Genomic DNA, 13298 nt, shown 5'->3' with positions numbered 1-13298 from the left:
CAGACTAACCCAGCCCTCCTTACGGAATGCGAAGTTACAGTTTTATTTTTGGATATTTCATATAGATACAGAATTTAGGAAAGAACATGACAGATAGATTGAAAAAGGAAGGTACAGATATCAAGAATCTTTTTATCGAAACTTACGGATGTCAAATGAATGTTGCTGACAGCGAAGTGGTTGCATCCATTATGCAAATGGCCGGATACGAACAAGTAGACAGTCCGGAAGAGGCTGATGCCGTACTAATCAACACTTGCTCGGTAAGAGATAATGCTGAACAGAGAGTAATACATCGGATTGAGAATCTAAGAGGAATCAAACGTAAGCATAATCGTAAATTGATCATAGGCGTTTTGGGCTGTATGGCTGAGCGCGTAAAAGAGGAGCTTATCACTAAACATGGAGTAGACCTTGTAGCGGGTCCGGACAATTATCTTGATCTTCCCAATCTGATTAGTTCGGCAGAGAATGGCGAAAAAGCAATCAATGTTGAGCTATCCAAACAAGAAACATACAAAGATGTCATGCCACTTAAATTAGAGGGAGTCCATATTTCCGGATTCGTTTCTATTATGAGGGGTTGTAATAACTTCTGCACCTATTGCATTGTACCATACACCAGGGGTCGAGAAAGAAGTCGTGAAGTAGAAAGTATTTTGAATGAAATTAGAGACCTTAAAGAAAAGAACTTCAAAGAGGTTACCCTTCTTGGTCAAAATGTTAACTCATACAACTACTTGACACCTCAAGGAGAAAGCATCACTTTTGCGAAGCTTCTTACCCTTGTTGCTGAAGAGGCTCCCAAGATGAGAATAAGGTTTACTTCACCTCACCCGAGAGATATGGGAGATGACGTTATCGAAGTGATGGCCAAATACGATAATATTTGCAACCATATTCACTTGCCGGCACAAAGTGGGAGCAACAAGATCTTAAAAGCGATGAAACGTTGTTATACAAGAGAATGGTATCTCGACCGCGTGGCAAAAATCAAAGAGCTCATACCGGACTGCGCTATAAGTACAGATATATTTTGCGGTTTTCACTCTGAAACAGAAGAGGATTTTCAAGAAACAATCTCTTTGATGAAAGAGGTTGGCTATGACTCTGCATTTATGTTCAAATACTCCGAAAGGCCGGGCACTTATGCAGCTAAGCATCTACCCGACGACGTTCCGGAAGAAGTAAAAGGCAGAAGGTTGGCTGAAATGATTGATCTCCAAAACAAACTAAGTGAAGAGAGCAACAAGCGAGATATCGGAAAAACGTTTGAAGTCTTGATCGAAGGATTTTCAAAAAGGAGCCGAGAGCAATTGTTTGGAAGGACTCAACAAAACAAAGTAGTTGTTTTCGATAAGGGAACTCACCGTATTGGAGAGTTTTGCCATGTCAAAATAGAAGAGGTCTCCAGCGCTACCCTACTTGGAAAAGCTGTCGACTGATAAGACATCTTTCATAAGATAGATCGGCATTTAGGTAAATGAAGCATATTTAATATTTATTTTATTCTCATCATTGTTGTATCTTTGACAAACAATCAAGAGGTATGTTTTCATGCCTTCTTGCCAACTATACTGATCTTCATTGCACACAATATAAATCTGATTCAGTTAGTTTTAATATGAACTCACGAATATTCTACCAAATAAGATGTCATTATTAGTAAAACAAGACGAAAAACCATTGCCACAGTTCAGTGTGCTTATGTCCGTTTACTTCAAAGAAAAGCCTCAATACCTTAGAAGTAGTCTTGAGTCTGTATTTCACCAGACACTTCCGGCTACCGAAGTTATTTTGGTATGCGATGGTCCTTTGACTCCTGAATTATACAATATCATTGATACCTATAAATCTAATTACCCTTCACTCAAAACAATTCAACTCGAGAAGAATGGAGGATTGGGAAATGCGATGAATATAGGTCTCAAACATTGTCAATACGAACTGATCATTCGTATGGATACTGATGATATAGCTTATCCGCAAAGATTTTACAAACAGGTCAAAACCATGTACGAGAGACCTGATATTGATGTAATGAGTAGTTATATCGATGAGTTTATTGATAACCCTCAAAAAATCGAGTCTGTCAAAAGGCTCCCAACCAATGATATAAAGCTTGCTAAATATTCTAAATACCGATGTCCGGTCAACCACCCTTCTTCTATTTTCAGAAAAAAATCCATTATAGAATCCGGAGGGTATAGACATATGCTATATTTTGAAGATTATTTCCTTTGGGCAAGAGTTTTGATGAATGGTGGAAAACTATATTGCATGCCCGAAAGTCTTTTGGCCTTTAGGATGAACAAAGATACTTACGAACGGCGTCGAGGTCTTAAATACATCAAATGCGAGTTGTATCTTCAGAAAGAATTGCATCAGATTGGTTTTACCAATACCTATGAATACATTAGAAATCTCTTCCTAAGAGTACCTCCAAGATTACTGCCAAGCAACTTCTTATCACTCATTTACAAAAGACTCCTAAGACGTTGATTCGTATGAGTTTGCTTTCAATCATAGTTCCAATATACAATGAGCAAGAAAGTATTATCGAGCTCCATTCACGTCTTAATCACAGTCTCAACAATCTAACTTTTGAGTACGAAATAATCTTTATCGATGATGGAAGTCAGGATCGGTCTTTTGACATCATCAATCAATTAGCTTCCAAAGACAGTCGAATTAAATACATTCATCTGAGTCGTAATTTCGGACATCAGATAGCTATTAGTGCCGGTATAGATCATTGCAAAGGTGATGCGGCCATTATCATTGATGGAGACTTACAAGATCCACCCGAGCTCATTCCTGTCTTGTGCAACAAATTCATGGAAGGCTATGATGTTGTATATGCCAAACGCAACAAGCGTAAGGGGGAAAGTATTTTTAAGAAACTTACGGCCAAAGCTTTTTATAAAGTAATGAAGAAGGCAACCTCCATTGATATTCCGGAAGATGTTGGAGACTTCAGGATTATTAGTAGAAAGGTCATAGATTGCTTAAAACAGATGCCGGAGCAAAACAAATTTCTAAGAGGACAGATTGCATGGATGGGATTTAAACAATGTGCAATTTACTATGATCGAGATGGACGCAAGTATGGTAAAACCGGATATTCATTGTCTAAAATGGTTGATTTGGCAGGAGATGCCATCACCAGTTTTTCCAATAAGCCTCTTAAGATTGTTACAAGGTTTGGCTTCATAGTCTCTTTCATCTCCTTTTGTTTGATTATCTATGCTCTTTATCGACATATAATTACAGGGAAGACCATTGATGGTTGGACTTCCATTATAGTTAGTAGCATGTTTATCGGAGGTGTTCAGATTCTTGCCATCGGTGTCATCGGGTCTTACCTGGGACGCATCAACAAGAATATTGTGGCTCGACCACTTTACCTCATAGACAGCACCAATATCAATAAATCGAAAAAATCAGACAGCCCGAAGGCTTAAGTTTTTTCGCTTGACAATTTCTCAAGTTCCTTCAATCTTAGTAAGTCATCAGAAGAATTTATCTTGATGAACAAATAACATTTTGGGTTAAATATAAATCGTTGTTGGCTTTTTGTATCTTTGGGGTAACAATAAAATAATGAACAGATGGTTAAGAAAGTATTTCCGTTTTATACAATAGCTTCGACTCTTACAATCATTGGGTTAGCTGTGCTACTATCCTCTTGCAAACAATCTTCCGGCTCCGGCATCATCAATGCAACGGGTCGCCCCGGTGAAATCATGGTTGTTATGGACAATCAGTACAGAGACAGTAAGCTTGGAGCTGAGATTGAGAATGTATTGCAATCTGATGTGCCTTCGCTACCTCAATCCGAACCTATGTTTTCCCTTTCATGGAGCACGATAAAAGGCTTTACCGGATTCTTGACTTATGTTCGCAATATTCTTTACATCGATATTGATCAAGACCGATTCACGAAAACTTCATCAAAATACACATACGATGTATGGGCCAAAGGACAAATGGTAGTTAAAATCACAAGTCCGTCTCCCGACTCCGTAGTCAACTTCTTCGAAACGAAAGGATACTCACTAAATAACTTATTCTTAAGACACGAGATGTATCGCTATGACGATTACTTGGTAAGAGAATACAGCAAAGTGGCTAATCATCTTGTAGATAGTCTGTTTGATCATCACATCAATGTACCGGAAGATATTAGAAAATGGAAGTCCGGGAAAAACTTTCTTTGGATGTCAAATGACCATATGAGACAACGTCATGATCTTTTAGTCTATACCTATCCATACCATTCGAGCCAAGACATTGGTCTGGACAGGATGATCCAGGTGAGAGATTCTGTCTTGAAAGTAAATATAGAGGGTGGATATGAAGGGAGTTATCCGGAGACAGAAAAGCTTGTAAACACACAGTTTCACAGATATATCTTCGGTCCTAATAAAGGAGAAGTAAGAGGTGAATTGAGAGGGCTATGGAAAATGACAGGCGGGCAAATGATGGGAGGCCCTTTTGTTTGTCAAGCCTATGTAGATAAAAAAGCCGGATTAGTTTATATGGTGGAAGGGTTTGTCTACAACCCCAACGAAGATAAACGCAATTTAATTAGGATGATGGAAGCTGCACTTTACACCTTCCGACCTTCATCAGAAAAGGTCTTCGATCCGAATGTGATTAAAAAGTTGACCTATTCAACCACTTATTAAGATTTAATTGAATATGGAGAAAAGATTGCCCCGTGTTGCTATTACACACGGAGATATGAATGGCATCAGCTATGAGATATTGATCAAAACTTTTGCCGAACCAATGATTCTTGATTTAGTTTGCCCCATAATATATGGATCGTCAAAAGCCTATGAGTATTGGAGTAAACTTCTAAAGATAGATAACGATACCCCTTGGAAAATTATAAAACACCCAAGAGAAGCAAAGCAAGGTGAAATAAACCTAATAGATGTTTGCAAAGATCCCATAGAGATCTCTCCGGGAAACATCTCAACGGAGGCCGGTCATGCTGCTTTTAAGGCTTTGGAGATGGCAATTGAAGACACCAACCAAGGTCAATGTGACATACTCGTAACAGCTCCAATCAACAAGGCGGCAATGCCTCAAGATGTATTTCCATACAAAGGACATACAGATTATATTGCCACAAAGCTTGGAATTGACCCCAAGGAAGTGCTTATGATACTCTTCAGCAACAACACAAGAGTTGCTCTTGCCACAACACATTGTGCCGTAAAAGACATTCCACAACTTCTAAGTAAGGAGTTGCTAATCAACAAACTATCCCTATTAGAAAGATCGCTTGTTCAAGACTTTGAAATCGTAAAGCCCCGCATCGCTTTATTGTCTTTAAATCCGCATGTCGGTGATAAAGGGTTGATGGGTAATGAGGAAGAGACCTTATTAAAACCGGTTATTGAAGAATGTATCAGTCAAAACATTTTCACCTTTGGCCCCTATGCACCTGATGGATTTTTTGGTTCTGATCAGATGTTTCTTTTCGATGGAATCTTAGCATTGTATCACGATCAAGGATTGGCACCATTCAAAGCTTTATTTATGAATTCCGGAGTCAATTTCACAGCCGGACTTCCAATTGTTCGCACTTCACCCGATCACGGCACCGGATATGATATTGTTGGGAAAGGAATAGCTGATCCTACCTCTATGCGCGCTGCTATATTTGCCGGCTTAGACATTTTCAGATCACGCAAAAGATTTCAACGAGCTACTCGCAACCCTCTTAGAAAAGCTAAGTTTGATCGAGGAAATGACAATGAAAAGTTGGATCCAATAGAAGAAGACGCAGATTAACTCTCCCCTGTAGAAGCCTACCTGCCTTTATATAGACTTCTATGAGATGCGAAATATAGATTTCAAATACGAATTAGATACACCTATGAGTAAAACAATACTTATTACCGGAGCAAGCAGAGGTATCGGAAGAGCTGTAGCCGTACGATTTGCCCGCGAAGGTTTTGATATAATCTTGACTTACAAATCCAACAGAGAAGCAGCAGAAGAGGCCGCCTCTCTTTGTATGGATGCCGGTGCCAAATCAGTTATGATACTCCAAGCCGATGGTACCGACTTCAATAGCATTAATGTGATTATTGACACCGTAGAAAGAAGTGATGTTAAACTTGACTGTATTGTCATGAATACAGGGATCACACATAGAGGCTCTTTTGAAGAGTTGACCATTGAAGACTGGAATCGCGTAATGACCGCCAATGTCAGTTATCCACTATTCCTTCTACAAAGACTTCTTCCTTTTACAAAAGAGGAAGCCTCAGTTATCTTTACCGGTTCGATGATGGCTGTTCAACCACACGGCATGTCTTTACCTTACGGTGTAACCAAGAGCGCAGTTCATTCGTTAGTTAAGAATCTCGTCAAGCACCTCGAGAATTACAAGATTAGGGTAAATGGCATCGCTCCAGGCTTTATTGACACAGAATGGCAAAAAGCCAAGCCCAAAGAGATTAGAGAAAACATCGAACGAAAGATCGCACTTCATCGATTTGCTCTACCCCAAGAGGTGGCCGGAGCATACTACTTTTTGTATGAAAACAAATACATTAATGGTGAGATTATAGAAGTTAGCGGTGGTTATTGTTACAAATAAGGCTGAATAAATATGGAAAATGATCAATCATACCTGGCATCACTCAAATCAATTGAAACAGAAAATACAGTAGACAAAGTCTTTTACAGACCTATTGGTTATCGTATTGCAAGATCTCTTACAAATACAGGCATCACTCCGAACATGATTACCATAGCCTCTATCTTTGTGGGCTTGGGAGGAGGATTGTGCTTTGTACACGATTACAATATACTTTGGGCTCTTGGAGGCATTCTTTGTCTTATCTTAGCAAATATAATGGACTGCGTAGATGGTCAGCTGGCAAGACTAACCGGCATAAAAAGCGAAGTAGGAAGAATACTGGATGGCTTAGCCGGAGATTTGTGGTTTGCATGTATATATATCTGTTTCATAATCAGATTGAGCCATACCTATCCCGATTTCCTTAACGGATACGGATGGATTTTGTTTTTTGGTATAGCCCTATGCTCAGGTATCAGTCATCTTATCCAGGCTGCCATCACAGACTACTACAAAACCATTCATCTATTCTTCATTTCTCCTGAGAAGGGAAAAGAGTTTGAATCTATCGAAAGCATCAAGAATCGATTGGATCGAATGAAGCCCGGGATCAACAAGATATTGACGAAAGCATATCTTATCTACACAACGGTGCAAGAGCATATCACGCCCAATTTGCAAAATCTTCTTCTTCACTTAAAGGAGAAGTATGGCAACCCCAATAATATCCCCGAAGATGTTAGAATAAACTTTCGTACTGGAAGCAAAAAAGTAATGCACACTCTTGATTGGCTAACCTTCAATGGCCGTACAATCCCTTTGTTTTGTTTTGTGCTAAGTGGCTATTTTTGGCTTTACTTTATTTTTGAAATTGTTATTCTTAACATCGTTTTAATTGTCAGCATCAAAAGACATGAGGCGATGTGCGCAAAGCAAGAAATGGGTATATAACCCTATCTGAATTTGACAACTATACAAAAGAGTTAAGATGAAAAAGGAAGTTCTGACAGAAGAAGATGTCAAAGCAATGTTTCCGGCTTTCAACAAGCCTAAAAGGGAACGTCTTATTCGTACTCTTTTGAAGAAACTTAAGATTACGGATATCAACGAAGTACATGCCAAGCATATTCATCTTAGAGGTGCAGAGTTTGCACATGCTGCGCTATCAGACAGTATGATTGACATCAAGTATGAAGTACACGGCAAGGAAAACTTACAACTAATGACCAATCCGGGTGCTTTTGTCACGGTTTCAAATCATCCTTTTGGGTCAATCGATGGTATTATGCTTATTGATATTGTTGGATCGATCAGACCCGATTATGGTGTCCTTGTCAATGGTTTTTTGAGTCAGATTTCCTGCCTTAGAGACAGTTTCATTCCCATTAAGCCTCTTAAAGGAATAAGCGGAGACACCAAAGCCGAGCAAAATGCTTCCGGCATCCGTGAGTTGATCAATAGGATATCCAACGGGCATCCGGTAGGACTTTTCCCTGCCGGAGGAATATCTATCTATAATACAAAGCGAAACTCCATTATGGATGTACCCTGGCAAGAGAGTTGCGCCAAAATGATTTTGCACAAACCGGTCCCTGTATTTCCCATTTTCTTTGAAGGTCGCAATAGTCTGTACTTTCATTTCTTGGGCTGGCTGAGTTGGGCTATTCGATCACTGCGAATCCCGGCCGAATTGTTCAATAAGAGGGGACAGACAATGCATGTTCATATAGGAAAACCAATCAGTCCGGACATTATCTCTCAATTCAAAGGAAAGCCCAGAGAGCTATCTCTGTTTTTATACGATCGTACATATTCTCTTAAATCTAAGAAATAAGTACCTTTAGGCAATCATCTATTAGTTAATTACTCTTTATTCATCTTCTGAAGTCTAAGCTTTTAAGCTATCAGCCCTCATTATTTGAGTGAAGAGAATCAATTGTTGTAGATATTTGGAACAGGTAGATTGACATACTTTTGTCTTCTATGCCGGATTTTGGTCTAATTATTAATTCTATATTTCATATGTCCATCTTTGATGAAAATGCTCAATCCGAAGTCTATAGCGCATCTGCAGGAAGTGGTAAAACATACACTCTGACCAAGCAGTACATTTTGCTTGCCATGCAACCATCGGTTAGCTACCGATCTATTCAAGCCATCACATTTACAAACAAAGCAACTGCCGAGATGAAAGGCAGGATACTAAAAGAGTTGTTCAAACTCAAAAGCTCTCCAAAAGAATCACCCTATTTTCAAGACCTTAAAAAAGTACTAAAGAGTGAAGCTGCAATCCAACAAAGAGCCTCTTTTGTGCTCAAGAACATGCTGGATGACTATTCCAGGATAAGGATCAAAACGATAGACTCATTCTTCCAAGAGACATTGAGGGCTTTTGCCAGAGAGCTTGGTCAAAGCGGATCATACAAGGTATCATTGGATGCGGACGAAATTATTGAGAGAGCTGCCAACCTACTTCTTATCGAATTGGATAAGAAAAAGGACCCGGACCTTTACGACTGGCTATCAAGAATAACCAAGGAGCAACTTGAAGAAGGTAAAGGACATTCTATCAAAAAGAGAATTGTTGAATTAGGATCTGAGCTTAAGAACGAAGTGGTGCTTAATATCATCAAAGAAAAGGGAAGACTTCCCAATTTAGAGGAGATAAAAGAGCTCGAATACACAGCAAACAACATCTTAGACCGGATTAGTAACAGAAAGCAGGAGCTCCAAAAGCAGTTCAATAAAATTATCGATGACAACAATATTGATGTAAACTTATTCACGTACAAATCAAACAGCGGAATAGCTGCTCTTAAGAAGATTCTAAACAATGGGAACACGCTTGAGTGTCCCGGAAAAAGAATTATAGATAGCGCTACCACCTTAAAATATGATGGCAAGGAGGTCGACTTTCAGGAACTCAAAGAGATAGTTAGTGATTATATCAATCTGTTTGAGACCAAATTTGAGGCCTATAATACAGCTTCAGCAATCACAAAATACATACACATATATGGTATATTGAGCTATATCTACGAGAATGCCAATCAAATTTGCAAAGACGAAAACAAACTACTGATATCCAATACAGGCAATCTGGTTGCAAAAATTATTGATGACAATGAAGCCCCATTCATTTATGAAAAACTTGGAGGTGTGATTGATCATCATATGGTTGACGAATTTCAAGACACATCTTTGCTACAATTCAACAACCTAAAGCCTCTCCTACAAGAAACAACAGCACAAGGAAAATATAGTATGGTCGTAGGTGATGTCAAGCAAAGTATATACAGATGGCGAAATGCAGACTCCGGAATCCTTTCTAAACTCTATTCTGCAACAGAAAACGGCTCAATATATGGGTGGAAGGCAAACAACCTGGATACCAATTATCGAAGTCTTCCCAACATAATCAACTTTAATAACGCCATATACGATCTTGCCTGGCAAGTAATGCCGCTTGATGATTTAGAAATAGAAGACCTTGTTACAATAAAAGAAGCTTACAGAGGACAAAGACAAAATATTCCTAACAAAGACTTTGAAGAGTCGGGCCTTGTTAAGATATACCAGCGGGCTTGTTCTAAGGATAATAAAGGTTCATCAGAAAAAGATTACGAAGATCCTCTCGAGCGTCTCCCAGAAGTCATCAAAGACATTCAATTGAGAGGTATCCCCAGTTCCAAGATAGCAGTTATTGTACGAAAAGGGTCAGAAGCCAGAGATGTAGCCAACAGCCTTCTGAAGGCTGAACAAGAACGAATACAAAAGCAAGAAAATGGTTATACTTTTGAGATACTTTCATCCGAATCTCTTCTTATAGATGAGTCTCCTGCCGTCAGATTTATAGTCGACATTATGCGCTACTTAAGTCGCATGAATGATGACACACTTCTTGCTCTTGCCTATCAATCTTATATCCAACTTGACAATAGATCTGATAATGAAGGGCATTTTTCGGCTGAAGAGATAAAACTTTTCAACGAATTGTCCCGTACAGATCTTTACACACTTGTCGAATCTCTTGTTTTCTTCATCAAAGATAAAGTTCAAGACGGTGAGAAACCCTATGTACTGGCATTTATGGATAATGTATCCGAATATCTGGCCCATGAAATTGCCGACCTTGGATCCTTTATTAGTTGGTGGAACAGCAAAGCACCAAACGCATGTATTGAAGCTCCCGAAGAATCAAATGGTATCACCATTATGACCATACATAAATCAAAAGGTCTCGAATTTGAGGCTGTAGTAGCCCCTTACCTCAATTGGGATATTGACATCAACACATGGAAAACTAAGATATTGTGGTTTGATACACCAAAGGGATATAGCAATGATATTGTCAAAATCCCCATTCGTCCCAAAAAAGATCTACAAGACTCTGCTTTTAAGAAACAGTACACTGATGAGCGTATTGCATGTGCCATGGACAATCTCAATCTCCTTTATGTACTGACAACAAGAGCTGAGAAAGAGCTTCACCTGTGGGTCAAGGAGGTCATTATGGGCAAAACAGACGAAAAGATAAAAGATATTGGCTGTGTATTAAATAGATGTCTCAACAAAATTGAGACAACCAGCAACAACCTCATGTACAAAATAGTCAAGTCTGGAGAAGATTTCAGAGATTCTCAAGATCCACACTACAAAAATGAAGGTAAAAAGCATGGTCAGGAAGGGGAAGATATTGAGATTGCATTTGGAGAATTTGGCTCAAATCATCATTCCAGCAATATGCTTAGAATCAAAAACGAAGCCTCCCTACTCTTCTCAAATGATATAGAAGAGGCTATCAATAAAGGGTATGCGTTACACAAAGTACTTGAAAACATTTCCACCGTTGATGATTTAGATCATGCCATCGATATGGTTATAAAAGAAGGAATCATCAAAGAAGAGCAAAGAAAAGCAATCAGAATAATGCTTTCGGATGCTCTTACTCAACCAAATGTGGCTCGATTCTTTGATGGAACCTACGAAATCCTCAACGAGCGTACAATCATGCAGGGCGAAAAGCAACATCGGCCCGACAGAGTCATGATTGACAATGAAAAGAGGCAAATTATCATCATTGACTATAAATTTGGAGAAGAGTCCTCAAAGTATAATCGTCAACTAAATAGATATCGCCAACTTTTCGAAGAAATGGGTTACCTCTCTGTCGAAGCATATTTATTCTATGTACCTGAAAATAAGCTAATCAAAGTGGATAATATTAAACCAAGAAGTATATAAACTATATGACAGACATACTATTACTAATAATAGGGCTGGTTCTAATTATTGGCGGAGCAAATTTTTTGACAGATGGAGCATCCTCGCTTGCCGGAAAATGCGGGATCAAGCCGCTCATCATTGGATTAACTATAGTGGCATTCGGAACATCAGCACCGGAATTAGCTGTTAGCATTTCATCTTCCATTAAGGGGAACGCAGACATAGCAATGGGAAACATTGTAGGATCAAATATCCTGAATATTCTTCTAATCGGAGGCATGACAGCCTTAATTAAGCCACTTAAAATATCTATGTCCACTCTCAAATACGAAATTCCTTTTGCCTTATTCATAAGTGCTATACTTATTTTTTTATGTCTCGATAGTACAATCTGGAATGCTGCAACCAATTCATTAAGCCGAATAGATGGGATAATCTTGCTCGTTCTATTTGCCTTATTCTTGAGATATACTTTTTGGATAAGCAAAAAAAGAGAGGAAAAAGGCATAAATATGAATGACGATGTGCTAATAAAACAAAGAAACACCTTCTTATGTATCACTTTTATAATCGGAGGGTTGGCAGCATTGGTATATGGAGGTCAACTATTTGTCGAATCAGCATCACAAATAGCAAGACATTACCACATTTCAGAAGCGGTTATAGCAATCACAATTGTGGCTTTAGGGACTTCTCTGCCGGAGCTTGCAACTTCTATTGTTGCCGCTATAAAGGGACAACATGAAATTGCCGTTGGCAATATTATTGGATCAAATATCTTCAATATCACACTCATCTTAGGAGCATCTGCAACTATCAATCCATTATACATCAAAGGGATAAGCACAGTAGACTATATCACCATGTTTACTTCGGTACTCGTACTATATGTATTTGGACTATTTTGGGGAGACAAAGAACTCAAAAGAATTGAAGGGATAGGTCTCCTTATACTTTTTGTAATATACTTAGCATATCTATTAATCAAAGCATAAGATGCTTGATTGGACGAGAATGATGCTTATCATCAGTTTATCTGTTACTATTAGGCGTTTTTAGAGTCCACTGCAATTATTAATTTTACTCTTAAATAACAGCTAATTAGATAAATAATGTAAATCTAATTGGCTGTTTTTCCACATAAATAACAGCCAATTTTTGATATTATACCGGCCATTTTCTCCAAAAAGAGAGACGGAAGTAGGATTTATCAAGGTCGGCAAATGTTAAATTATATATAAGGCGTTTTTAATTTCTCTTTCGGCTACTTAAAAATAGCTTTCAGGCTGCCTTTTTTGGAAGGTCGCGCGACTTTCAATCCATTCTCGCGCTACTTTGAAATATTGCTGTCCGATAAAAGTTTCATAGGACATATTAATGATGCTCAATCGCTGAATTTATGCGGTTGAGCATTTCATTTTTACAAGATAAGCCCCCCCTAATCAAAAAGCGAGGGTATTAAAGGGGT

General features: G+C 38.7%; 10 protein-coding genes. All 10 read left to right on the top strand.

Features of this window, described 5'->3' with window-relative positions; all coding sequences use genetic code 11:
• Positions 1 to 86: 86 nt before the first annotated feature.
• A complete protein-coding gene (gene miaB, locus ACFO3G_RS08460) occupies positions 87 to 1445 on the top strand; it encodes a tRNA (N6-isopentenyl adenosine(37)-C2)-methylthiotransferase MiaB (protein ID WP_380079880.1) in 1359 nt (452 codons plus the stop codon).
• A 208-nt stretch (positions 1446 to 1653) separates the two neighbouring features.
• Positions 1654 to 2502 (top strand): glycosyltransferase, encoded by an 849-nt coding sequence (locus tag ACFO3G_RS08455; RefSeq protein WP_380079878.1) that lies wholly within the window; start codon positions 1654 to 1656, stop codon positions 2500 to 2502.
• Positions 2503 to 2507: 5 nt separating this feature from the next.
• Positions 2508 to 3464: a glycosyltransferase family 2 protein gene (locus ACFO3G_RS08450; protein WP_380079876.1), complete on the top strand. Its 957-nt coding sequence runs from the start codon at positions 2508 to 2510 to the stop codon at positions 3462 to 3464.
• Between the two features lie 147 nt (positions 3465 to 3611).
• Positions 3612 to 4691, top strand: a complete 1080-nt coding sequence (locus tag ACFO3G_RS08445) for a DUF4837 family protein (RefSeq protein ID WP_380079874.1) — start codon at positions 3612 to 3614, stop codon at positions 4689 to 4691.
• A 13-nt stretch (positions 4692 to 4704) separates the two neighbouring features.
• Positions 4705 to 5808 carry a 4-hydroxythreonine-4-phosphate dehydrogenase PdxA gene (pdxA, locus tag ACFO3G_RS08440; RefSeq protein ID WP_380079872.1) on the top strand — a complete coding sequence of 368 codons (1104 nt, stop codon included), beginning with the start codon at positions 4705 to 4707 and terminating at the stop codon, positions 5806 to 5808.
• Between the two features lie 85 nt (positions 5809 to 5893).
• On the top strand, positions 5894 to 6622 hold the full coding sequence (locus ACFO3G_RS08435) for an SDR family NAD(P)-dependent oxidoreductase (protein WP_380079870.1): 729 nt from the start codon (positions 5894 to 5896) through the stop codon (positions 6620 to 6622).
• Positions 6623 to 6634: 12 nt separating this feature from the next.
• Complete coding sequence (locus ACFO3G_RS08430) at positions 6635 to 7555, top strand: CDP-alcohol phosphatidyltransferase family protein (protein ID WP_380079868.1); 921 nt, start codon at positions 6635 to 6637, stop codon at positions 7553 to 7555.
• A gap of 37 nt (positions 7556 to 7592) precedes the next feature.
• Positions 7593 to 8438, top strand: coding sequence for a lysophospholipid acyltransferase family protein (locus ACFO3G_RS08425; protein WP_380079866.1), 846 nt, complete (start codon positions 7593 to 7595; stop codon positions 8436 to 8438).
• A 188-nt stretch (positions 8439 to 8626) separates the two neighbouring features.
• Positions 8627 to 11848, top strand: a complete 3222-nt coding sequence (locus tag ACFO3G_RS08420; RefSeq protein WP_380079864.1) for a UvrD-helicase domain-containing protein — start codon at positions 8627 to 8629, stop codon at positions 11846 to 11848.
• Between the two features lie 5 nt (positions 11849 to 11853).
• Positions 11854 to 12825, top strand: coding sequence for a calcium/sodium antiporter (locus ACFO3G_RS08415; RefSeq protein WP_380079862.1), 972 nt, complete (start codon positions 11854 to 11856; stop codon positions 12823 to 12825).
• Positions 12826 to 13298 lie beyond the last annotated feature (473 nt).

This window comes from Falsiporphyromonas endometrii (genome assembly GCF_042654485.1).
Taxonomy (GTDB): Bacteria; Bacteroidota; Bacteroidia; order Bacteroidales; family Porphyromonadaceae; genus Porphyromonas; species Porphyromonas endometrii.
This window is presented reverse-complemented; position numbering and strand designations above follow the sequence as displayed.

What these genes read in the sequence shown, in the direction of transcription:
- ACFO3G_RS08435 (WP_380079870.1), top strand. Translation starts at nt 5,894, where the DNA reads ATGAGTAAAACAATACTTATTACCGGAGCAAGCAGAGGTATCGGAAGA.
- ACFO3G_RS08425 (WP_380079866.1), top strand. Translation starts at nt 7,593, where the DNA reads ATGAAAAAGGAAGTTCTGACAGAAGAAGATGTCAAAGCAATGTTTCCG.
- ACFO3G_RS08415 (WP_380079862.1), top strand. Translation starts at nt 11,854, where the DNA reads ATGACAGACATACTATTACTAATAATAGGGCTGGTTCTAATTATTGGC.
- pdxA (WP_380079872.1), top strand. Translation starts at nt 4,705, where the DNA reads ATGGAGAAAAGATTGCCCCGTGTTGCTATTACACACGGAGATATGAAT.
- ACFO3G_RS08455 (WP_380079878.1), top strand. Translation starts at nt 1,654, where the DNA reads ATGTCATTATTAGTAAAACAAGACGAAAAACCATTGCCACAGTTCAGT.
- ACFO3G_RS08450 (WP_380079876.1), top strand. Translation starts at nt 2,508, where the DNA reads ATGAGTTTGCTTTCAATCATAGTTCCAATATACAATGAGCAAGAAAGT.
- miaB (WP_380079880.1), top strand. Translation starts at nt 87, where the DNA reads ATGACAGATAGATTGAAAAAGGAAGGTACAGATATCAAGAATCTTTTT.
- ACFO3G_RS08430 (WP_380079868.1), top strand. Translation starts at nt 6,635, where the DNA reads ATGGAAAATGATCAATCATACCTGGCATCACTCAAATCAATTGAAACA.
- ACFO3G_RS08420 (WP_380079864.1), top strand. Translation starts at nt 8,627, where the DNA reads ATGTCCATCTTTGATGAAAATGCTCAATCCGAAGTCTATAGCGCATCT.
- ACFO3G_RS08445 (WP_380079874.1), top strand. Translation starts at nt 3,612, where the DNA reads ATGGTTAAGAAAGTATTTCCGTTTTATACAATAGCTTCGACTCTTACA.